The following is a 21,928-nucleotide window of genomic DNA, read 5'->3' as shown; positions in this document are numbered from 1 at the left end:
CTGAGGCGTTGGGCCGATGCGGTGCCTGCAACGGGAAACAAACCCACTCCGCCGGCACCACCTCACCGCGCCCGCGGGCGCGAATTGGAGGGCGCGATGGACGGCACCGCTCAGATTTCCGGGGGGCTTCCGGGGCGCATGTTCGATGCGCTCGTGCTGGGAGGTCCGGCGATGTGGGCGATTGCGGCTCTGTCCGTGATCTCGCTCGCGGTGATTATCTGGAAAATCTGGGATTTGCTGGCCGCCGGCGCGTGGTCGGGCGGGGCACATAGCCAGGCGGCGATCGCGGCCTGGGCGGCAGGCGATCCCGACGGCGCCCAGGCCGCTGTGGCCGGACGGCGATCGTTGCGCGCGCAGCTGGTCCGAGCGGCGATGGCGAGCCTGCGCGATCCGCAGCTCGATCGGGCCGGGGCCGAGGCCGAGACGGGCCGCGTCGCGCGCGATCTGCTGGCACGGGCGCGCTCGGGGCTTCGGGCACTGGAACTGGCCGTGGTGATCGGCCCGCTTCTGGGGCTTCTGGGCACGGTCGCGGGCATGATCGCGGCTTTCCGCGCGCTGCAGGAGGCAGGCGTTCAGGCCGATCCGGCGACGCTGGCGGGTGGCATCTGGGAGGCGCTACTGACGACGGCGGCGGGCATGGCTGTGGCGATCCCGGCGCAGATCGCGCTGTCGGGCTTCGACGCCGTGGTGGACCGCCTGCGCCACGATATGGAGGACGCCGCGACCCGCATTTTCGCCCGCGCGCCCGCCACGCTCTCCGAGCGGCCACGCGCCGCCGCCGAGTGAGGCGCGCAATGTTCGCTTTCGGTCAGCCGCGCCCGCGCCGTCGCCCGGCCCTGACGCCGATGATCGACGTGGTTTTCCTGCTTCTGGTGTTCTTCATGCTCGCCTCGCGTTTCGGGGTGGAGCGCATATTGGACCTGACCTTGGGCGGCGGCGCGGCGGGCGCTGAGTGGTCCGGGCCCCCGCGCCTGGTGGATGTGGGCGAAGGCGGCACGGTCAGTCTGAACGGGCAGAGGGTCGCGCTCTCCGATCTGGCAGGCGCGCTGCAGCCGCTGATGGATCAGCCCTCCGATCCGGTCGTGTTGCGTCCGAAAGAAGGCGATCTGAGCGCGCTGGCGCAGGTGATCGAGGCGTTGCGCGGCGCGGGGCTCGGCAATCTGGTGCTGGTGCCATGAGGCTCTTCACCGATCCGCCCCGGCGCAGTCTGCCCGAGCCGCTTTTGCCGATGATCAACGTGGTCTTCCTGCTGCTGATCTTCTTTCTGCTGGCGGCGACGCTGGCGCAGCCGACGCCCTTCGAAGTGACCCCGCCCGAGGCTGCGGGTGAGGGAAAGACCGATCCCGGCGCGCTGGTCCTTTTTGCGAACTCCGAAGGCGAGATCGCCTATGGAGAGGCGCGGGGCGATGCGGCGCTGGCCGCGCTGGGGGCGGCAGCGCAGAACGCGCGAGCGGAGTGCGGCGCCTGCGCCGACGGCCTGACCCTGCGTGCGGACGGGCAGCTTCCCGGCGACGCGCTGGCGCGGCTGATGCCACAGCTGGCGGAGCTTGGCTTCATCGATCTCAAACTCGTGGTGCGGGGCAAATGACCGCGCGGGGGCTCGCTTTCGCAGGTGCGCTCGGCGCGGCGCTCGCGGTCCATGCGGGCGTGCTGTTGGTCTGGGAGCCTGCGCCTGCGGGCGGGGCGCAATCGGCGGGCGACGGGGGCGACGCGCTCGTCTCGCTCGCGCCGTCTTCCCCGTCCATGGCCGCGCGCGTCGCGGAGTGGGAGCGCCCGCCAGAGGTCGAAACTGAGGTCGCGGCGACGCAGCCTGAGGCTCCGACTGCGCCCAATGCGCCGAAGGCTCCGACCGAGCCAATCGAACTCGCCCCACAAGTCGCCGCGCCTACGATGACCGCGCCGCCTGCGCCCGATGCGGCGTTGCCCGAACAGGCCGATCCCGCGCCGCTAGACACTCCGCGACCGAAGGCTAAACCGACGCCGCCTGCGCCGAAGCCAGCGCAGCCGAAAGCGCCCGCGAAGCAACAGGCCTCGCAACCCGCCCCGGCACAGCCCAAGCAGCAGGCGAAGGGGCAGGGCGACAGAGGGGCCGCAGGCGACCGCCGCACGGCCCCCGCGGCGACGCTGTCGGCTGGGCAGATCCGCTCGCTGATGGGATCGTGGGGCGGAGACATTCGCGCCCGGATCGAGCGTGCCAAGCAAACGCCCAGCGGGGCAGGTGCGGGTCGCGTTATCGTAGCGCTGAATATAGCGCGCGACGGGCGGCTCATCGGCGCGTCGGTTGCGCAAAGCTCGGGCAATACGACGCTCGACCGGGCGGCGCTCGAGGCGGTGCGGCGCGCGGGCCGCTTCCCCGCAGCGCCGCAAGGCTTGGGCAAACCGAGCTACAGCTTCTCCTTGCCGATGGCCTTCCGCTGAGCGCGGCTTGCACCCGTGCGCGCCGCGAGGCAGGGTAGCGCCAACCAAGGAGCGAGCATGCCGATCAAGAACCGTTTTGCCGAGATGCACGCGGAAGCCACCGCATGGCGGCACGATTTTCACCGCAATCCCGAACTGCTTTACGATCTGCCGCGGACATCGGGCCGCGTGGCCGACCTACTGCGGGAATTTGGCTGCGATGAGGTGGTCGAGGGGATTGGGCGCTCTGGCGTCGTCGGCGTGATCGAAGGGCAGGGCGCGCGCCAGGGCGGGCTGCGCTGCGTCGGTCTGCGCGCCGATATGGATGCGCTGCCGATCCGCGAGAAGACCGGGGCCGAGCATGCCTCAGAGGTCGAGGGCAAGATGCATGCCTGCGGCCATGACGGGCACACGTCGACCCTGCTCGCTGCGGCGAAATACCTCTGCGAGACACGAAATTTCGCAGGGCGTGCGGTGGTGATCTTCCAGCCCGCCGAGGAGGGCGGGGCCGGGGCCAAGGCGATGATCGAGGACGGCCTGATGGAGCGCTTCGGCATCGAAGAGGTCTATGCGCTGCACAACATGCCGGGGATGGAGCCGGGCAGCTTCGGCATCCGGCCAGATGCGATGATGGCGGCGGCGGATTTCTTCGACATCGTGGTGACCGGCAAGGGCGGCCATGCGGCGAAACCGCAGGAGGTGATCGATCCGGTGCCGATCTCCGCGCATCTGATCCTCGCGTTGCAAAGCATCGTGTCGCGCGCGACCGATCCGCTAGAGGAGATCGTACTCTCGGTCACGACGCTGGAGACCGAATCGAAGGCGCTCAACGTGATCGGCAATTCGGTGAGCCTCGGCGGGACGGTGCGCACGATGAGCGCCGAGACCCGCGATCTGGCCGAGCGTCGCCTGCGCGAGATCGCGCAGGGCGTGGCTGCGACCCATGAGGCGACGGCAGAGGTCGACTACCGGCGCGGCTATCCGGTCACGCGCAACGACCCGGCGGCGGCCGAGGTCGCAGCAAAGGTGGCCGAGGCTGTGGCGGGGACCTGCGACCGCAATGTCGATCCGATGATGGGGGCGGAGGATTTCGCCTATATGCTCGAGGTGCGCCCCGGGGCCTACGGCTTCATCGGCAACGGCCCCAGCGCGCCCCTTCATCACGCGGAATACGACTTCAACGACGCGATCCTTCCGGCTGGCGCAAGCTGGTTCGTCGGCATGATCGAGGCGCGGCTGCCTGCCGAGTGAGCGTCAGCGCATGACCATAACCGCGCATTTAGCATGGCGCACGACGCGCGAGGCGGTCGAGCCGATCAGGTAGTCGCCAAAGCCCGGACGGTGCGACGCGATCACGATGCAATCCGCCCCGATATGCTCGGCGTAGCTCAGGATTTCATGGCCAGGTTGGCCCTCGACGATCGCCCAGTCACCATTGTCGAACTCCGCTGCGCGCGTGGCGAGGTCGCGTTCCAGCGTCTTGCGCAGTTCCTCGGCATAGCCCTCCGGCATGTAATTGATCGCATAGGCGGGGACGTCTTCCATCACGTGCAGCAGGGTGACGCGCGCCCCGTCGCCAGCCAGCGCTCGCGCGACATTGAGCGCGGCGTCGGGGTTGTGATCTTCATCGAAGGCGACGGGCACGAGAATGTTGGAATACATTGGTTTGGCTCCCTTTCTTTGTAGGGAGCCTGCCAGAAGGAGTGCCGTCGCGCATTGATTTGAGTCACGCCGGAGTTGGCCCCGACACCAAATTCCCGTGAGTTGCCCGAGACCTGCGCTGCGTTTACGGCGAACGCAGGCCGGTAACTGTCAACCGCCGGTATGGCTCATGTGGCGCGACATCTGGCCCGAGACGGTCTGGCGCGAATAGTCGAAATCATGGCCCTTGGGTTTGCGCGAGATTGCCTCGCGGATCGCCGCTTCTAGTGCCGCGTCGTCCTCGCTTGCCCGCAGGGGCGCGCGCAGATCGGCGTTGTCCTCCTGGCCGAGGCACATGAACAGCTCGCCCGTGCAGGTCACCCGCACACGGTTGCAGTTCTCACAGAAGTTATGCGTCAGCGGCGTGATGAAGCCGATCTTCTGGCCGCTTTCTTCCAGCCGGACGTAGCGCGCAGGCCCGCCGGTCGATTCCGCCAGATCGGTCAGGGTGAAGCGTTCGGCCATCGCCTTGCGCACATCTGACAGCGGCCAGTATTGATCGAGCCGCAGGTCGTCACCCATCTCGCCCATCGGCATCACTTCGATGAAGGTCAGGTCGAAGCCTTCCGCCGCGCACCAGTCGATGAGGGTGAACAGCTCGTCCTCGTTGAAGCCCTTCAGCGCGACGGTGTTGATCTTGACCTTGAGGCCCGCGCGTTTCGCGGCTTCCAGCCCCTTCAGAACCTGTTCGAGCCGCCCCCAGCGGGTGATCTTCGCGAATTTGTCGGCATCCAGCGTGTCGAGCGAGACGTTGATCCGCTTCATCCCCAAAGCCGCGAGATCATCGGCGAATTTCGCAAGCTGCGAGCCATTGGTGGTCAGCGTAAGCTCGCGCAGGTCGCCGGTGTCGAGATGGCGCGCGATCGAGCGGAAGAAGGTCATGATGTCACGTCGTACCAGCGGCTCGCCCCCGGTGATGCGCAGCTTCTTCACGCCGAGGCGGATGAAGGTAGAGCAGAGCCGGTCCAGCTCCTCGAGGGTCAGCAGTTCCTTTTTCGGCAGGAACTGCATGTGTTCGGCCATGCAATAGGTGCAGCGAAAATCGCAGCGATCGGTGACCGAGACCCGCAAATAGTCGATCGGGCGGGCGAAGGGGTCGATGAGGGGCGTGTTTTCCATGCTGCGGAAGGTAAGGCGCGTGACGGGGGGCGGCAAGGGCCGTCGCGCGGATCGAAGCGGATCGGTCGCCGGACAGGCGATTGTGCGAGGGGGTGACACCGGGCGCGGACTGGGCATAGGCTCGGTGAGATTTCAAGGAGATTTCGAATGCGCAAACCCCTCGCTCGCCCGATCCTCGCGCTCGTATTGATGATGCCGATTGCGGGCTGCGCCACGCTGGGGCTCAACGGTCCCAACGCAGCCGCCCCGAATTCTGCGACAGCGCGCGGCCCCGCGACCGCGCGGGACGCGGCCCCGATCCCGAAGCCCAGTGCGAAATCTGCCGATTCCCTCGACACCACCACGGCGGAACAGCGTGCCGAGGCTGCGAAGAAACCCGTGGGCGGCGAGACCAAGCTCGGCACAACCATCGCGAGCCTCGGCGATCCCGCCGATCCGGGCTTCTGGGTAAAGACCGGGCTGGTGAAAAGCGAGACCCCCGGCCGGGTCGAGGATCCGAAGACCGGGAAGTCGGCGAAGGTCACGCTGATCCCGTCGGGCAAGGCGGCAGGCTCTGGTTCGGAAGTGTCGCTGCCTGCGCTGCGTCTGCTCGAGGTGCCGCTGACCGATCTGCCCGAACTCACCGTGTACAAGCTCTGAGCTGTTCGCGATGAACCCTCTGCGCGAGATCGATATCCCGCCGCTCTGGCTCGTGCTGTTCGCGGCGCTGGTCTGGGCGCTGGGGCGGGTCGTGCCGATGCCTTTTCGATATGACCGCGCGCTCGGGCTGATCGCGATCGCGCTCGGGCTCGCATTGATGCTGGTCGCGGTGGGTCAGATGCTGCTCCGCCGCACCACCTTCATTCCGCGCCGTGACCCGTCCGACCTTGTGACCTCCGGCGTCTTTGCGCTGTCGCGCAACCCGATCTACCTGGGCGATGCGCTGGTGCTGGCCGGGCTTGCGCTGATCTGGCACGCGCCTTTGGGGCTTCTGCTGGTGCCAGTTTTCATGTGGTTCATCACGCGGCGCTACATTCTTGGCGAAGAAGCAAGGATCGCGGCGCATTTCGGCGAAACCTACACTGCCTATCGTGCCCGGACCCGCCGCTGGCTCTGATCGGGCCGCGGCAAAGTGCTGCGGGCGCAAAAAAATCTGATGTTGCCGCAATCGCGCAGCAGCTGAAAAGGCGCGCCACAACACACTGATCTAAATAAATAAATTACCCCGAATTTCGGTATTCAATGGTATACACGAACCGGTGAGTGGCGCTGTGAGCGATTAAGAAGGTTTTACGAGCCATAGCTGCTTGTGAAACATTATTGCGCGATGCTAAGGAGTACGTCGCAAGATTCCGGGTGCGCAGGCCAGCGGCTAAACGCACCGCTATCCAAGGGGGAGTTAGAGTGAAAATCGGAGCTCCAAAGGAGATTTTCGAGGGCGAGGCGCGGGTCGCCATGACGCCCGACTCGGCTTTGCAGCTGCAAAAGCTGGGCCATGAGTGCTTTATCGAGACCGGAGCAGGCGTCCGTGCCGGCTTCACAGACGAGGCTTACGAGGCCGCGAATGTGACCGTCGTCAAAACCGCCGCCGCGCTGTTCAAGGACGTGGATTTCGTCATCAAGGTTCGGCCGCCGAGCGATACGGAGGTCAAGCGCCTCAAGCCCGGCCAGACCCTGATCTCGTTCTTCTACCCGGCCCAGAACGAAGAGCTTCTGAAAGCCGCCGAGAAGACCGGTGCGAACGTGATCGCGATGGACATGGTCCCGCGGATTTCGCGCGCGCAGAAGATGGATGCGCTGTCCTCCATGGCCAATATCGCAGGCTACCGTGCGGTGCTCGAGGCAGGCAACAATTTCGGTCGCTTCTTCACCGGGCAGGTGACGGCGGCAGGTAAGGTTCCGCCGGCGAAAGTGCTCGTTGTTGGTGCCGGTGTGGCCGGTCTTGCCGCGATCGGGGCTTCGACCTCGCTGGGTGCGATCACCTATGCGTTCGACGTGCGTCCCGAAGTGGCCGAGCAGATCGAGTCGATGGGCGCGGAATTCGTCTATCTCGATTTCGAGGAAAGCCAGACCGACGGCGCGGAGACGGGCGGCTACGCCAAGCCTTCCAGTCCGGAATTCCGCGAAGCGCAGCTCGCGAAATTCCGCGAACTGGCGCCCGATATCGACATCGTCATCACCACCGCGCTGATCCCGGGCCGCGATGCGCCCGTGCTTTGGACCAAGGACATGGTCGAGGCGATGAAGCCGGGCTCGGTGATCGTCGACCTCGCCGCCGAGCGTGGCGGCAACTGCGAACTGACCGTGCCGGACCAGAAGATCGTGAGCGACAATGGCGTGACCATCGTCGGCTACACCGATTTCCCGAGCCGCATGGCGACGCAGAGCTCGACGCTCTACGCGACCAATATCCGTCACATGATGACGGATCTGACGCCCGAGAAGGACGGTGTCGTCGTCCATGACATGGAAGACGACGTGATCCGCGGCGCGACCGTGGCCTATCAGGGCGAGATCACCTTCCCGCCGCCGAAACCCAAGGTGGCCGCGATTGCGGCGCAGAAGCCGAAGGAAAAGGCCAAGGAGCTGACGCCGGAGGAAAAGCGCGCCAATGAGGTCGCTGCGTTCAAGAAGCAGACCCGCAATCAGGTGACGCTGCTCGCCGTGGGCGCGATCGTGCTTCTGGGCGTGGGCCTCGTCGCACCGGCCAGCTTCATGCAGCACTTCATCGTCTTCGTGCTCAGCTGTTTCGTGGGCTTCCAGGTGATCTGGAACGTCTCGCACTCGCTGCACACGCCACTGATGGCTGTGACCAACGCGATCTCGTCGATCATCATCCTCGGCGCACTGTTGCAGATCGGTTCGGGCTCGTGGCTCGTGATCGTGCTCGCAGCGCTGTCGGTGTTCATGGCCGGGATCAACATCTTCGGTGGCTTCATGGTCACCCGGCGCATGCTCGCCATGTTCCAGAAGTCGTAAGAGGGGGAGAGCGTAATGGAAAACGGATTCTCGACCGCCGCCTATGTCGTCGCGGCAGTTCTCTTCATCCTCTCGCTGGGCGGCCTCTCGGGGCAGGAAAGCGCGAAACGGGCGGTGTGGTATGGCATCGTCGGCATGGGCCTTGCGGTTCTGGCGACGCTGATCGGCCCCGGCTCGGGTCTGTGGCTTCTCTCGGTCATTCTGATCGCGGCTGGTGGCATCATCGGCTGGTTCGTGGCGAACCGGGTGCAGATGACGGAAATGCCGCAGCTGGTTGCCGCGATGCACTCTCTGGTCGGTCTTGCCGCCGTCTTCGTGGGCTACAACGCCTATATCGAGATGGCGCGCGTCGGCGCGATGGGCGTGGAAGAGCAGCACGCGCTGAAGGGCTTCGCCGCTCTGATCGCGCACAAGACGCCGGTCGAACTGTCGATCCTGCGCGTCGAGCTGTTCCTCGGCGTGTTCATCGGGGCCGTGACCTTCACCGGGTCTGTGGTCGCGTTCGGCAAGCTCGCGGGCAAGGTGACCTCGAAGGCCACCAAGCTGCCGGGCGGGCATATCCTCAATGCGACCGCCGCGATCCTCTCGGTGATCCTGCTGATCGCGTTCATCAACGGGGCAGGGGCTTGGGCGCTGATCCTGATGACCCTTCTGGCGTTCTTCATCGGCTACCACCTGATCATGGGCATCGGCGGCGCCGATATGCCGGTCGTGGTGTCGATGCTGAACTCCTATTCGGGCTGGGCTGCGGCGGCGATCGGCTTCTCGCTGGGCAACGATCTTCTGATCGTGGTCGGCGCGCTGGTCGGCTCCTCTGGTGCGATCCTCTCCTACATCATGTGCAAGGCGATGAACCGCTCGTTCATCAGCGTTATCCTCGGCGGCTTCGGCGGTACCTCCGGTCCCGCGATGGAAGTCGAGGGCGAGCAGATCGCGATCGACGCGGACGGCGTGGCCTCCGCTCTGCGCGACGCGGACAGCGTGATCATCGTGCCGGGCTACGGCATGGCGGTGGCGCAGGCTCAGCAGGCGGTGTCGGAACTGACCCGCAAGCTGCGCAGCCAGGGCAAGGAAGTCCGCTTCGCGATCCACCCGGTCGCGGGTCGTCTGCCGGGGCACATGAACGTGCTGCTGGCCGAGGCGAAAGTGCCTTACGACATCGTTCTGGAAATGGACGAGATCAACGAGGACTTCCCCGATACCGACGTGGTGATCGTCATCGGCTCGAACGACATCGTGAACCCCGCCGCACAGGAAGATCCGAACTCGCCGATCGCTGGTATGCCGGTTCTGGAAGTCTGGAGGGCCAAGCAGGTCTTCGTCTCGAAGCGCGGTCAGGGTACCGGTTATTCGGGTATCGAGAACCCGCTGTTCTACAAGGAGAACACCCGGATGTTCTATGGCGACGCCAAGGACTCGGTGAACCAGCTGCTGCCGCTGATCGACTGATCAGCAGGGCAGGGAAATGGGAAACGGCCGGTCGCAGGACCGGCCGTTTTCGTTTGGGGTGACTGGCTCGGGGCGTCCAGCCCCGGGCGTCGTCTAACTTGGAAACCTAGGGCCTTACGCCCCCGCGGCCTCACCGGCCAGCTTGCGGATACGCTCCACCATCGCGCGCAACCCGTTCGAGCGCTGTGCCGATAGGTGGTCGTTGAGGCCCAGACGGCCCAGCTCGGCGGGAGCGTCGACCTCCAGCACCTCTTCGGCGGTCAGCCCCGAATAGAGCGCATGCAGGATCGCGATGAGGCCCTGCACGATCATCGCATCGCTCTCGCCCTGAAAGTCGAACACCGCATTCGGGCCGGTCCCCTCGATCCGGGGCAGCAGCCAGACCTGGCTCGCACAGCCCTCCACCTTGGTCGCAGGCACCTTCACTGCATCGTCGAGGGGCGGCAATTCGCGGCCCAGCTCGATCACGTGACGGTAGCGGTCCTCCCAGTCGTCGAGAAATTCGAAGGTCTCGGCAATCTCTTCAAAGGCTTCGCGCGCCATGGTCACTCGCTCCTTGGGACAGGGAATTGTCTCTTGGGTAACGGGTTCGCGCCCGAGGGTCCAGACGCGGCTTTTCAAAAGCGCCGCAATGGGCTACCACGAAATCGGGTCCAGACCCGGGACAGTATCGGAGCCATCATGAACAAAGCCCTGATCGCGGCACTTGCCCTGACGCTCACCACCGCAGGCTGCGGCACCATCCGTGACAGCAAGCTCAACCCGTTCAACTGGTTCGGGCGCGACACGGCCGCGCCGGTGCAGACACTCGCCCCGCGGGGCGGCTACCCCGTGAAGGTCGGCAAGCCGAACCAGCAGCAGGTCGCGCAGGTCTCCTCGCTCTCGGTCGAGAAGATCCCTTCGGGTGCGATCATCACCGCGATGGGGCTGCCGCCGACGCAAGGCTACTGGGACACCGATCTGGTTCCGCTGAACAGCGGCGCACCGGATGAGAACGGCACGGTGACCTATGTCTTCATGGTCTCGCCGCCGCCCGCCGACAGCCCCGATGCGCGCCGCGTGATGAACCCGCAATCGCGCGAGGTCTCGGCGGCAGCGTTTCTCAACAATTACAAGCTGCAGGGCGTGCGGAAGATCGTGGTGCAGGGTGTGTCCAACGCGCGGTCCGTGGCACGCTGATCGTCACTTCAGTTGATTTAGTTGAGGCTCGGGAGAACCCGGGCCTTTCTCTTGTCGCCTTGTCCGGATCAGCCGCTTCAGCGGCCCGGGCAGCGCCGGACCGCCCCCTCGGGCGGGCGCTTTGGTGGATTCAACGCGCGCATTGAACGCGTCCGAAACTTTCGAAGACGTGCCCCTTAAACGTCGACCAGCTTTACCGCGCCGCTATCGGCGGTCAGGGCCACTTCGCCTTTGGCCAGACGCAGCGCGTCATGCCCGAAGACCTCGGCGCGCCAGCCCTGCAGGGCGGCCACGTCGCGCTTGCCAGCGGCGATGCGGTCGAGATCGGACGAGGTCGCGATCAGCTTCGCGGCGACGCCCGCCTGCTGCGATTTCGCCTTCAGCAGCACGCGCAGCAGATCGCCAAGCGCGGTGTCGACTTGCAGTTGTTGGGCCTGATTGTCGGGGCGGGGCAGCTTCTCGTTGGGCATCTCGAGCCCTTCGCGCACCGCCGTAAGGATGCCCTCGGCGATCTCGCCCTTGCGGGCCTCGCGCAGCAACAACCGCGACTTGCCCAACTCGTCGATCGAGGTCGGCTTGGTCGAGGCCAGCTCCAGCAGCGCGTCATCCTTGAAGATACGGCTCCGCGGGATGTTGCGGTTCTGGGCATAACCTTCACGGAACTGCGCCAGCTCGCGCACGATGGCGAGGAAACGGCCCGAATTGGTCCGCGTCTTCACGCGCTTCCACGCCTCTGCGGGACGGTTGATATAGGTCTCGGGGTTCAGCAGAACCGCCTCTTCCTCTTCGACCCAGGCATCGCGTCCCGTTTTCTTCAGCTGTTCGTCGAGGAATTCGTAGATCACGCGCAGATGGGTCACATCGGCGATCGCGTATTTCTTCTGTGCCTCGGTCAGCGGACGGCGCGACCAGTCGGTGAAGCGCGAGGATTTGTCGAGCGACTGCTTGGCGATCTTGCGCACCAGCGTCTCGTAACCCACCTGCTCGCCAAAGCCGCAGACCATCGCGGCGATTTGCGTGTCGAACAGCGGATCGGGAAAGACCTGCGCGTCGGTGTAGAAAATCTCCAGATCCTGCCGGGCTGCGTGGAAGACCTTCACGGTCTCCTTGTGGCGGAAAAGATCGTAGAGCGGCTCGAGCGAGAGGTCGTCGGACAGCGGATCGACCAGAACGGCCTCGCCTTCGGTCTCGCCATGATCGGGGAGCGCCATCTGCACGAGGCAAAGCTTGGACCAGTAGGTCCGCTCGCGCAAAAATTCGGTGTCGACGGTGACGTAGGGCTCTTGCTTGGCCTTTTCGCAGAAGGCCGCGAGGGCCTCGGTCGTGGTGATGGTCTGCATATCGCGCTTTCAATTCGGTGCGGGCTCATCCCGCGCAGGTGCAAATTCCCTAGACCTTCATAGGACAAAAGGGAAGGGTCGGGCGCGTCGCGGCCCTGATAGCGTGGCAGAAGCGCAAGTTTCAGTGCTGCAGAAGGAACGCGGCCCAGGTCAGCCCGTAGAGGATGGGCTGGTGGATCAGATAGATCGGCAGGGTGTGGCGGCCCGCGAACAACGCGATTTTCATCACCCCGCGGGTCTGATCGGCCCGGTAGCGCGCGGCCCGTTTCCAGTACCCCAGACGGTCGAGCAGTTTCGCAGCCCCCATACCGACAAGGAACGGCCCGATCCACGGGAAGACCGGCTCGAAATCCATCGACGGGCGCCAGTGGGTCGAGAGACCCAGCCACCAGAGCCACGGCTGGTTGAACAACTCGAAGGCGTAGTTCAGATGCACCCAGACCGCGATCACGCCAAGCGCCGCGAGCAGGATCCACGGTAGGAACAGCAGCGTCGCGCCGATGAGCGAGCTGACCGCGATGGAATGCAGGATGCCGTAATAGATGAAATATTCCGGCATCATCACGTAGGTCGCCGCGCTCACCAGCGCCGCCGCAACCACCACCTTTCCCAGCCGCCGCCAGAACGGGGCCGCACGGAAACCGTGGCGATGGGCGAGGACGAGGCTGACGCCGGCCATGAAGATGAACGTACTGGCAACGACACGCGCGAAATCGAGAAAGGCCGGATGGAAGACCGTGCCGCGCGGCACGAAGCCGAAATTCTCGAGATCGTATGTCAGGTGGAAGATCGCCATCCCGATCAGTGCTATGGCCCGGATCAGGTCTGGGGCGATCATGCGCCCGCGCGGGGCCGTATCCGGGTTCGTTTCCATGTGCTTGTCATGCGCGAAGCGGCGGCTGCTCGCAAGCGGGTGCGGCGCATTTCGGCGTGAGCGTGCTTACCGGGAAACGCTTGGGACGCGTTCAGAGATAGACTGGGGTGCGGTCGCCCTCGGCGAAGCGACGCAGCACGGCCGGGTAGAGGCGATGTTCCTGCACCAGCACGCGGGCCGCGAGGTCGTCGGGGGTGTCGCCTGCCTCAATCGGAACGCGCGCCTGGCCGAGGATCGGCCCCTCGTCGAGCACCGGCGTCACCTCGTGCACCGTACAGCCCGCCACCGCATCGCCTGCCTCGATCGCGCGCTTATGGGTGTGCAGGCCGGGATATTTCGGCAAAAGCGAGGGGTGGATGTTCAGCATCCGACCCTCGAACCGCGCCACGAATTCCGGCGTCAGCACCCGCATGAAGCCCGCAAGGCAAAGCACATCGGGTTTCGCGGCGAGGATCGGCTTCAGCAGCTCGGCCTCGAAACCGGCGCGGTCCTTGCCATAGGGGCGGTGGTCGATGGCGGCGGTCGGCACGCCCATCCGCGCGGCCTTCTCCAGCCCCCCGGCTTTCGCATCGTTCGACGCGACCAGCACCGGGCGGGCAGGGTGGTCTTCTGCCATGCTCTCGACCAGACGGACCATGTTCGAGCCGCCGCCCGAGATCAGGATCGCGACACGGATCACAGCAGCGCGCCCTCGTAGGCGATGCCCTGTTCGGAGGTGACGGTGCCGATGCGGGTGACGGTTTCGCCTTCACTTGCCAGCAGGGTGGCGATCTCGTCGGCCTTGTCAGCTGCGACGACGACGATCATGCCGATGCCGCAATTGAAGGTCTTGAGCAGCTCACGCTCTTCCATCGAAGCGGTCTCGGCGAGCCAGCGGAACACGCCGGGCAGTTCCCAGGCATTGAGGTCGATCGTGGCGCCCATGCCCTCGGGCAGAACGCGGGGCAGGTTCTCGGTCAGACCACCGCCGGTGATATGGGCGAGCGCATGAACGCCACCTGCGCGCACCGCGGCCAGGCATTGTTTGACGTAGAGGCGGGTTGGCGCCAGCAGTGCCTCGCCAAGCGAGCCCTCACCGAAGGGGCAGTCAGCGTCCCAGCCAAGGCCGGATATCTCGACCACCTTGCGTACGAAGGAATAGCCGTTGGAATGCACGCCGTTCGAGCCGAGGCCCAGAAGCACGTCACCCTCGGCCACGCCAGCGGGCAGGTCCGAGCCGCGTTCCATCGCGCCGACCGCGAAGCCCGCGAGGTCGAAATCGCCCTTGGAATACATGCCCGGCATCTCCGCCGTCTCACCGCCGATCAGCGCGCAACCCGATTGTGCGCAGCCTTCCGCGATGCCTTCGATGATGCGCGCAGCCTGATCGATCTCGAGCTTGCCGGTCGCGAAATAATCCAGGAAGAACAAAGGCTCGGCGCCTTGGCAGACCAGATCGTTGACGCACATCGCCACGAGGTCGATGCCGATCGTGTCGACATTTCCGGTGTCGATCGCGATGCGCAGCTTGGTGCCCACGCCATCGGTCGCGCCGACGAGGATCGGATCGTTGTAGCCCGCCGCCTTCAGGTCGAAGAGCGCCCCGAAGCCGCCCAGACCCGACATCGTGCCCGAGCGCTGCGTGCGCTTGGCCGCGGGTTTGATCCGGTCCACCAACGCATTGCCCGCGTCGATATCGACGCCCGCATCGGCATAGGTCAGGCCCTGTGATTTCTCGGTCATCGCGGCGCACTCCGGCAAGTAAACTCTTGGCCGAAGCCCTAGCGTAACCGCACGCCCCCCGCAACGTCGAAGGGGCGGGGTGTTCGCGCTTTCTTGACGCCCGCGCGTCGTCTCACTAGAGGAAGATGCAATGGTGGGCCTGTAGCTCAATTGGTTAGAGCAGGGCGCTCATAACGCCTTGGTTGCGGGTTCAAGTCCTGCCGGGCCTACCAGTTTTCTCCCGAAGTTTCCGCGCCTTCACGGCCAGTGGCCGTGACTCTCCCTATACGTGTCGGCCTGCCCGGAAAGCCCTTGTTTCGCCCAATTTGCGCCCCGAGGCGTTCACGAACCCGCGCCAAATGAGGGCCGTGTCAGCGTACCAGTAACTATAAAAATCGAGCAGCCACGTCATAGGCCCCGATAGTTTTTGCACAGTCTTCGAGGGTTGGAGACCGGTCCCGCTTGGGCCCGGTTGACGGAAAACAAGGTAAAGCAGCGGCGACATGGCCACGACGTTCAACTGGATATATCTCGGGCAGGTTGTTGATCAAAATGGGACGCCCTTTGACCTCGATCCCGACGAGTCGAACTGGAAGGTCGAAAACTCGCGTGTCCTTGAAGGGATGACGATTGGGGATTCGACCGATCCTCTTTTCAGCAATATCACCGAAGCGACGCTAATAGATAATGGCGGGGCGTCCGGCGCTCTCGATACCCGAAACGCAACCTCGAACGATACGATCCGCACGGATATCGGTAACGGCGTTTCGAATTTCACCTTCGACAGTCTAGTCATCTACGAAACGACCCTCACCTATACGGACGGCACGACCGCGAGAGTCCAGTCGGTCCTCGTTCAGACCAACTCGGGCCACCTGTTCCTCGCACCCGAGATGTCCAACGATGCGACCACGACGGCCTACGAGGCCAAGCCGATCCAGTCCATGGCCATAGGGCGCGTGATCAGCGACGACGGCGCGAACCTCGCGCAGGATCGCTACGTCACCGGCTTCGACGACGGCTATGTCGACGGCACCTCTGGGGCGGATCGGATCGACGTGAACTATGTCGAGCCGATCGCGAATGGCTCAGACCGCGTGGACAATAACGATGCGGGCCTCGCGGGCAGCAGCGACAATGACGACTACATTCGCGCCTATGGCGGCAACGATACCGTGCTGGCCGGCCTCGGCAACGACACGGTCGATGGCGGCACGGGCGACGATCTGATCGACGGCGGGTCGGGCAACGACTCGCTGATCGGGGGCGCCGGCAATGACACGCTCCTCGGCGGTAGCGGAAACGACACGCTCACCGGGAACGACGGCAACGATTCCCTCGATGGCGGCGCGAATAACGACTGGCTCGACGGTGGTATCGGGAACGATACGCTGATTGGCGGGACGGGTAACGACCGACTGATCGGCGGCGCTGGCAGCGACTCGCTCGAGGGCGGGGCGGGGGCCGATACGCTCGAGGGCGGTACCGGGAATGACACGCTGCATGGCGGCGCGGGCGGCGACGTCCTGTCGGGCGGAACCGGCATGGACTATGTCGACTATTCCGACTCCGCGAGCGCTGTGAACATCAACCTCGGCGCCGGGACCGCTACGGGGGGCGATGCGACGGGCGACACGCTCAGCGGCGTCGACGGGATCTACGGCTCGGCGGGAAACGATACGCTGATCGGCTTCGACGGCGCCTCCTCGGACCCGACGGATGGCTACACCAACGTCTTCTATGGCAACGGCGGGGACGACTATATCGACGGCGCGGGCGCGGATGACATCCTCTACGGTGGCACGGGTAACGACACCATGCTGGGCGGGTCGGGCAATGACTCGCTCGATGGCGACGCAGGCAATGACAGCCTCAGCGGCGGCACCGGCAATGACACGCTGTCCGGTGGCGACGGGAACGACGTCTTGCAAGGCGGCGTCGGCAGCGACCAACTCGACGGCGGAGCGGGCAACGATACGCTCTCGGGTGGTGGCGGCGACACCCTCGTCGGCGGCGCGGATGCCGACAGGTTCATCGATCTCGTTCCCGGCGACACGATCGACGGCTCGGAGACGGGCGATGATTTCGACATCATCGATCTCAGCGACTGGGGTTGGAACAATGTCGCCGTGCATCGCGATGCGACGAACCCGGAGAACGGCACGATCGATTTCTTCGACGGCAATGGCGCGGTCTTCGGCACGGTCAGTTTCTCGAATATCGAAAAGGTCATCCCCTGCTTCACCCCGGGCACGCTGATCGCGACACATAGCGGCCCCCGCCCAGTCGAAAGCCTGCAGGTCGGTGATCGCATCCTGACTCGCGACAGCGGCTTCCAGCCCATCCGCTGGATCGGCATCCGCGCACTCAGCACTGCGGAACTGCTGGCCAAGCCGGAATTCCGCTCCATCAAGATCGCACCGGGCGCGCTGGGCGCGAACCAGCCCGAGCGCGAGATGCGCGTCTCGCCGCAGCACCGCATCCTGCTGACCGGGCCGCGCGCGCAGCTGATCGCAGGCGAGCCGGAGGTGCTGGCCGCGGCGCGCCATCTCGTCGGGCTGCCGGGGATCGAGATCGACGAAGAGGCCGAGGCGGTTACCTATATCCACGTGATGTTCGACAATCACGAGATCGTCTTCTCCGACGGACTCTGGACAGAAAGTTTTCAACCGGGGCAGGCGACGATGCAGGATATGGACCGCGCACAGCGGGACGAACTGCTCGCGCTGTTCCCGGAATTGAGCTGTGGAACCGAAAGCTACCTCGCCGCGCGCCCCAGCTTGAAGCGCCACGAAGCCCGGATCATCGCGGCCGCCTGACTTGGCGCGCCCTTGCGTTTGCCCGCTCTGGATCGCTACAGGGGTTGTTGACCCGTGGATCAATAAAAGGAGCGCGCCGCAATGTCTGACCTCGAAACCTCCCCCAAGGACGACAGCAGGCCGCGCCCGAACATCCTGATCCTGATGGTCGATCAGCTCAACGGGACGCTATTTCCCGATGGTCCGGCGGAATGGCTGCACACGCCCAACCTGCGCAAGCTGGCGGAACGTTCGGTGCGGTTCGAGAACGCCTATACCGGCTCGCCGCTCTGCGCGCCTGGACGCGCGGCCTTCATGTCGGGCCAGCTTCCCTCGCGCAACGGCGTCTATGACAACGCGGCCGAGTTCCGCTCGGACATTCCCACCTATGCCCACCACCTGCGCCGCGCGGGCTACCAGACCTGCCTCTCGGGCAAGATGCATTTCGTGGGCCCCGATCAGCTGCACGGCTTCGAGGAGCGACTGACCACGGATATCTACCCTGCCGATTTCGGATGGACGCCGGATTACCGCAAGCCCGGCGAGCGGATCGACTGGTGGTATCACAACATGGGCTCGGTCACCGGGGCAGGGGTGGCCGAGATTTCCAACCAGATGGAATATGACGACAACGTCGCCCATGAGGCGAAGATGAAGCTCTACGATCTAGCGCGGGGTAACGACGCGCGGCCGTGGATGCTGACCGTCAGCTTCACCCATCCGCACGACCCTTACGTCGCGCGGAGGAAATACTGGGACCTCTACGAGGATTGCGCGCATCTCGAACCCGAGGTCGGGACGATCCCCTACGAGGAGCAGGACAACCATTCGAAGCGGATCTTCGACGCGAATGACTGGCGCGAGTTCGACATCACGACCGAGGATATCCGCCGGTCGCGCCGCGCCTATTTCGCGAACCTGTCCTATCTCGACGACAAGATCGGCGAGCTGCTGCAGGTGCTCGAAGACACGCGCCAGGAGGTCACGATCCTATTCGTCTCCGATCACGGCGATATGCTGGGCGCGCGGGGGCTGTGGTTCAAGATGAGCTTCTACGAGGGCTCGGCCCGCGTGCCGCTGATGATCTCCGCGCCGGGCCTGGAGCCCGGGCTGGTCTCCGATCCGGTCTCGACGATCGACGTCACGCCGACGCTCTGCGATCTGGCTGGCATCTCGATGGACGAGATCGCGCCCTGGATCGACGGGCAGACCCTGCTGCCGCAAGCCCGCCGCGAACCCCGGAAAGAGGCGGTGGCGATGGAATACGCGGCCGAAGCGTCCTACGCGCCGCTCGTGAGCCTGCGCAAGGGACGCTACAAGCTGAATCTGTGCAATCTCGATCCCGATCAGCTTTTCGATGTCGAGGCCGATCCGCATGAGTTGACGAACCTCGCGGGCGACCCTGCCCATGCCGAGGCCTATGCCGCGCTGAAAGCCGAGGCGGCTCAGCGCTGGGATCTGGATCGCTTCGACGCAGAGGTCCGGGCAAGCCAGGCCCGCCGCTGGGTCGTCTACGAGGCGCTCAGTCAGGGCGGCCAGTACCCGTGGGACTATCAACCGCTGAAAAAAGCCTCCGAGGCCTATATGCGCAATCACATGAACCTCAACGTTCTGGAAGAAAACAAGCGCTTCCCGCGCGGCGAATAAGGTATCGAGTGACCCCCGGGGCGGCTCGGTCCCGGGGCGCGGCGCTGCACCTCACCGCGCCGTGACAGCCTTTCCGGAACGCGGCGCCGCCCTAACCTGTTGCCCAACCGAATAGGCAATCAGGAGATCGACCATGAGCGTTCCGACCCTTACCCTCAACGACGGCATCAAGATCCCGCAACTTGGCCTCGGCGTCTGGAAGATGGAGGATGCCGAGACACCGCGCATCATCCGTAATGCGCTGGATGCGGGCTATCGCCACATCGACACCGCCGCGGCCTATGGCAACGAGGCGGGCGTGGGCCGTGGTGTCGCGGACAGCGACGTCGCACGAGAAGACATCTTCGTGACCTCAAAGCTCTGGAATGACCGGCAGGGTTATGACGAAACCAAGCGCGCCTTCGACGAGACGTTGGACAAGCTGGGCTTCGACTATCTCGATCTCTACCTGATCCACTGGCCGATGCCCGCCAAGGACAAATATGTCGAGACGTGGCGGGCCATGATCGAGTTGCGCGACGCCGGCCGAATCCGCGCGATCGGCGTGTCGAACTTCTTGCCCGACCATCTCGAGCGGCTGATCGAGGAGACCGGCGAGGCACCCGCGATCAACCAGATCGAGCTGCATCCACGCTTCCAGCAGGCCGACCAGCGCGCGGCGCATGAAAAGCTCGGCATTACCACCGAATGCTGGTCGCCGCTGGGTCAGGGCGAGGCGCTCGCGAACCCGATCCTCACCGAGATCGCCGCCCGCCACGGCGTCTCCGCCGCACAAGTCACCTTGCGTTGGCAGATCCAGTTGGGCCTCGTGACGATCCCCAAATCCGCCAATCACGAGCGGATGCGCGAGAATATCGATGTGTTCGATTTCGAGCTGAGCGAGCATGAGATGGCGCAGATCAAGCAGATCGACACTGCTGCGGGCCGGATCGGGCCGAACCCGGCGACGGCGGATTTCTGAGGGTGACTTAAATGTCACCCTTGCGCTGACCGCGCCGCTCGGGACGGGCCGCGAGAGTTGATCTTCACACGGCACTCACGGTTTAGTGAGTTTGTTTTGTGGAGGAGAACTAAATGCGTAAAGCTTTATTGTTGCTGCCATTTCTTGCTGGATGCGTGCCTGCGACGCCGATCGTGAGCGACTACAACGGGGATAGCGTCACCATCCAGACATCAATGCTTGCCGATCAGGCTGAGGTGAAGGTGAACGCCCAGGCCGAGGCGGACCGTATCTGTGCCAAGAAAGGCAAGAGAGCAGAATACGCCTCGTCGCGCCAAGTCGCGGAATACACCAACGCGCACCTGTTTCTCTGTCTCTGAGGCGGTACGACACGAGGGGAGGCATAACGCCTCCCCTCAATGCCCCCCCACACCCTTGCGGATACGCCGGATCATCAGCCAGACCGCGAGGATCACGATCGGCGTCAGCCCTGCCATCATGATCTCTTTCGTCAGTCCGATCTTCTTCGAGAGCGGATAAGCCAGGTAGCCCGCGACCGAGATCGCGTAGTAGCTGATCGCGACCACCGACAGCCCTTCCACCGTGTGCTGCAGGCGCAGCTGCAGGTCCGACCGGCGATCCATGCTTTCCAGCACTTTCTGGTTTTGCGCCGAGCGCTCCACATCGACCCGCGTGCGCAGCAACTCGCCCGCCCGCGCCGCCCGCGTCACCATCTGCTGCAGCCGCGTCTCCGCCGATTTCACCGTGCGCACCGCCGGGTCGTAGCGCCGGGCGATGAACTCGCTGAGTTTCTGGCGCCCCTCGAAGCGGCTTTCGCGCAAGGACTCCACCCGCTCTCGGACGATCGCCTCATAGGCCCCGGTCGCCGAGAACCGGAAGGAATGCGCGACCGCGAGGCTCTCCAACTCGGCCGAGATTTCCAGCAGGTCGTGCAGCGTTTCTTCTGCGGAGTGCGCGTCGTCGCCCATCCCGTCCACGATCTCGGTCAGCCTCGGGTCGAGCGCATTGAGCCGCTGCGACAGGTCGCGCGCCCGCGCCAATCCGAGCATCGACATCGCCCGGTAGGTCTCCAGCTCGCAGAGCCGCTGCACCGTGCGCCCGATCCGTCCCGGCCCGGTCCCGGGCCGCGCGAAGATAGCGAAGCGCATCTGCCCGTTCGGATCGATCCGGAAATCGCCCGCGACCACCGCAGCCCCGTCGAGCACCCAGGTGCAGACGAGGCTCTCGGTGACGAACCATTGCTCCAGAAGCGGCGCGATGTCGTCGGGGTTCTCGGGCAGCTCCTCGATGCGGATCTGCACCGCGGCGATCCGCCCGCCGGGGCCCGCATCGATCCAGCTATCGGGGTAGATCTCGGTCTCCGCCGGGTCGAAGGCGCGCGACGACACGCCTTTGCCGAAAGCGAGATAAGTGGTGAATTCGGTATGGCTCTCCCACTTCACCTCGTGCCGCCCGATCTTGCCGGCGTAATGGGTGATCCCCGCCTGAGGCTGCGCCGCGCCGTTGCGCGTCAGAAGATCGACGAGGTGGTCGTGATCCTTGCTGCGGTCGCGATTGGCGGCGTCGCGCGGCTCCTTGAAGGCGACATAGACCGCGTGGCCCGGGACGCCGAGCTTCGGGTAAGGGCGGGCGTGCAATTCGTTCACAAGCGCATAGCGCTGCGGATGGTCGGGCAGATGGGGTTTGGGATCGGCGGTCATCTCATAGGTCTCGCTCACGCGGGTGTGACCTTCTAGCTGCGGCGAAATTTCCCGCCGATCAAGCGTTTGACGGCATGCATCGGAATACCGGGTAAATCTGCCAC

The 21,928-nt window shown here is 64.9% G+C and carries 22 protein-coding genes and 1 tRNA gene; 15 read left to right on the top strand and 8 right to left on the bottom strand.

The genetic code is table 11. From position 1 onward, the window contains the following. Nucleotides 1-96 precede the first annotated feature (96 nt). From DEM26_RS12370 to DEM26_RS12350, 5 genes are read left to right on the top strand one after another with little or no spacing between them, the layout of a single operon-like run. Nucleotides 97-786, top strand: a complete 690-nt coding sequence (locus tag DEM26_RS12370) for a MotA/TolQ/ExbB proton channel family protein (protein ID WP_088718956.1) — start codon at nt 97-99, stop codon at nt 784-786. An 8-nt stretch (nt 787-794) separates the two neighbouring features. Continuing rightward, entirely contained in the window at nt 795-1,178 is a 384-nt protein-coding gene (locus DEM26_RS12365) for an ExbD/TolR family protein (RefSeq protein ID WP_109172509.1), read from the top strand. Further along, the gene (locus tag DEM26_RS12360; RefSeq protein WP_109172508.1) at nt 1,175-1,588 is read left to right on the top strand and encodes an ExbD/TolR family protein; all 414 of its coding nucleotides are present in this window, start codon (nt 1,175-1,177) and stop codon (nt 1,586-1,588) included. The genes DEM26_RS12365 and DEM26_RS12360 overlap by 4 nt, the downstream gene beginning before the upstream one ends. Next, nucleotides 1,585-2,418, top strand: coding sequence for a cell envelope integrity protein TolA (locus DEM26_RS12355; protein ID WP_109172507.1), 834 nt, complete (start codon nt 1,585-1,587; stop codon nt 2,416-2,418). The genes DEM26_RS12360 and DEM26_RS12355 overlap by 4 nt, the downstream gene beginning before the upstream one ends. A 57-nt stretch (nt 2,419-2,475) precedes the next feature. After that, nucleotides 2,476-3,648 (top strand): M20 aminoacylase family protein, encoded by a 1,173-nt coding sequence (locus DEM26_RS12350; protein WP_109172506.1) that lies wholly within the window; start codon nt 2,476-2,478, stop codon nt 3,646-3,648. A gap of 3 nt (nt 3,649-3,651) precedes the next feature. Here the strand turns inward: DEM26_RS12350 and DEM26_RS12345 are convergent, their stop codons facing one another. Next, entirely contained in the window at nt 3,652-4,059 is a 408-nt protein-coding gene (locus tag DEM26_RS12345) for a universal stress protein (protein ID WP_075774398.1), read from the bottom strand. Nucleotides 4,060-4,209: 150 nt separating this feature from the next. Continuing rightward, entirely contained in the window at nt 4,210-5,217 is a 1,008-nt protein-coding gene (gene moaA / locus DEM26_RS12340; protein ID WP_088725125.1) for a GTP 3',8-cyclase MoaA, read from the bottom strand. 147 nt (nt 5,218-5,364) lie between these two features. On the opposite strand from moaA, the gene DEM26_RS12335 reads away from it, so the two are divergent. The 4 genes from DEM26_RS12335 to DEM26_RS12320 all read left to right on the top strand — a co-directional run bounded on the left by DEM26_RS12335 (nt 5,365) and on the right by DEM26_RS12320 (nt 9,624). Further along, a complete protein-coding gene (locus DEM26_RS12335) occupies nt 5,365-5,856 on the top strand; it encodes a D-galactarate dehydratase (RefSeq protein ID WP_109172505.1) in 492 nt (163 codons plus the stop codon). A gap of 10 nt (nt 5,857-5,866) precedes the next feature. Beyond that, on the top strand, nt 5,867-6,313 hold the full coding sequence (locus tag DEM26_RS12330; protein WP_233243089.1) for a methyltransferase family protein: 447 nt from the start codon (nt 5,867-5,869) through the stop codon (nt 6,311-6,313). Between the two features lie 287 nt (nt 6,314-6,600). Next, nucleotides 6,601-8,175 carry a Re/Si-specific NAD(P)(+) transhydrogenase subunit alpha gene (locus DEM26_RS12325; protein WP_075774401.1) on the top strand — a complete coding sequence of 525 codons (1,575 nt, stop codon included), beginning with the start codon at nt 6,601-6,603 and terminating at the stop codon, nt 8,173-8,175. Nucleotides 8,176-8,190: 15 nt separating this feature from the next. Further along, nucleotides 8,191-9,624: an NAD(P)(+) transhydrogenase (Re/Si-specific) subunit beta gene (locus DEM26_RS12320; protein ID WP_088721831.1), complete on the top strand. Its 1,434-nt coding sequence runs from the start codon at nt 8,191-8,193 to the stop codon at nt 9,622-9,624. Nucleotides 9,625-9,738: 114 nt separating this feature from the next. Here DEM26_RS12320 and DEM26_RS12315 read toward each other — a convergent pair whose 3' ends face one another. Further along, entirely contained in the window at nt 9,739-10,167 is a 429-nt protein-coding gene (locus tag DEM26_RS12315) for a SufE family protein (RefSeq protein WP_075774403.1), read from the bottom strand. Nucleotides 10,168-10,305: 138 nt separating this feature from the next. Between DEM26_RS12315 and DEM26_RS12310 the strand changes: the two genes are divergently transcribed. After that, the gene (locus tag DEM26_RS12310) at nt 10,306-10,803 is read left to right on the top strand and encodes a hypothetical protein (protein ID WP_088718948.1); all 498 of its coding nucleotides are present in this window, start codon (nt 10,306-10,308) and stop codon (nt 10,801-10,803) included. A gap of 176 nt (nt 10,804-10,979) precedes the next feature. On the opposite strand, the gene rnd is transcribed toward DEM26_RS12310, so the two are convergent. The 4 genes from rnd to purM form a co-directional block, all read right to left on the bottom strand. Beyond that, on the bottom strand, nt 10,980-12,143 hold the full coding sequence (gene rnd, locus DEM26_RS12305; RefSeq protein ID WP_075774405.1) for a ribonuclease D: 1,164 nt from the start codon (nt 12,141-12,143) through the stop codon (nt 10,980-10,982). Between the two features lie 121 nt (nt 12,144-12,264). After that, on the bottom strand, nt 12,265-13,017 hold the full coding sequence (locus DEM26_RS12300) for a DUF1624 domain-containing protein (protein ID WP_109172504.1): 753 nt from the start codon (nt 13,015-13,017) through the stop codon (nt 12,265-12,267). A gap of 91 nt (nt 13,018-13,108) precedes the next feature. After that, on the bottom strand, nt 13,109-13,696 hold the full coding sequence (gene purN / locus DEM26_RS12295) for a phosphoribosylglycinamide formyltransferase (protein WP_088718945.1): 588 nt from the start codon (nt 13,694-13,696) through the stop codon (nt 13,109-13,111). Continuing rightward, nucleotides 13,693-14,739: a phosphoribosylformylglycinamidine cyclo-ligase gene (purM, locus tag DEM26_RS12290; protein WP_109172503.1), complete on the bottom strand. Its 1,047-nt coding sequence runs from the start codon at nt 14,737-14,739 to the stop codon at nt 13,693-13,695. The genes purN and purM overlap by 4 nt, the downstream gene beginning before the upstream one ends. 135 nt (nt 14,740-14,874) lie before the next feature. On the opposite strand from purM, the gene DEM26_RS12285 reads away from it, so the two are divergent. The 5 genes from DEM26_RS12285 (at nt 14,875) to DEM26_RS12265 (ending at nt 20,483) form a co-directional block, all read left to right on the top strand. Beyond that, a tRNA-Ile gene (locus DEM26_RS12285) sits at nt 14,875-14,951 on the top strand. Between the two features lie 270 nt (nt 14,952-15,221). Continuing rightward, nucleotides 15,222-17,537: a Hint domain-containing protein gene (locus DEM26_RS12280; RefSeq protein WP_233243088.1), complete on the top strand. Its 2,316-nt coding sequence runs from the start codon at nt 15,222-15,224 to the stop codon at nt 17,535-17,537. A gap of 81 nt (nt 17,538-17,618) precedes the next feature. Further along, the gene (gene betC, locus DEM26_RS12275) at nt 17,619-19,163 is read left to right on the top strand and encodes a choline-sulfatase (protein WP_109172502.1); all 1,545 of its coding nucleotides are present in this window, start codon (nt 17,619-17,621) and stop codon (nt 19,161-19,163) included. 133 nt (nt 19,164-19,296) lie between these two features. Beyond that, a complete protein-coding gene (locus tag DEM26_RS12270) occupies nt 19,297-20,124 on the top strand; it encodes an aldo/keto reductase (RefSeq protein WP_088718942.1) in 828 nt (275 codons plus the stop codon). Between the two features lie 113 nt (nt 20,125-20,237). After that, nucleotides 20,238-20,483 (top strand): hypothetical protein, encoded by a 246-nt coding sequence (locus DEM26_RS12265; protein ID WP_075774412.1) that lies wholly within the window; start codon nt 20,238-20,240, stop codon nt 20,481-20,483. A gap of 36 nt (nt 20,484-20,519) precedes the next feature. Here the strand turns inward: DEM26_RS12265 and DEM26_RS12260 are convergent, their stop codons facing one another. Further along, nucleotides 20,520-21,824, bottom strand: a complete 1,305-nt coding sequence (locus DEM26_RS12260; RefSeq protein WP_088719392.1) for a DUF3422 family protein — start codon at nt 21,822-21,824, stop codon at nt 20,520-20,522. Nucleotides 21,825-21,928: the final 104 nt, after the last annotated feature.

Source organism: Thioclava sp. NG1, from assembly GCF_003122275.1.
Classification (GTDB): domain Bacteria; phylum Pseudomonadota; class Alphaproteobacteria; order Rhodobacterales; family Rhodobacteraceae; genus Thioclava; species Thioclava nitratireducens.
The sequence above is the reverse complement of the archived record's forward strand: the minus strand, read 5'-3'. Positions and strand labels throughout refer to the sequence as shown.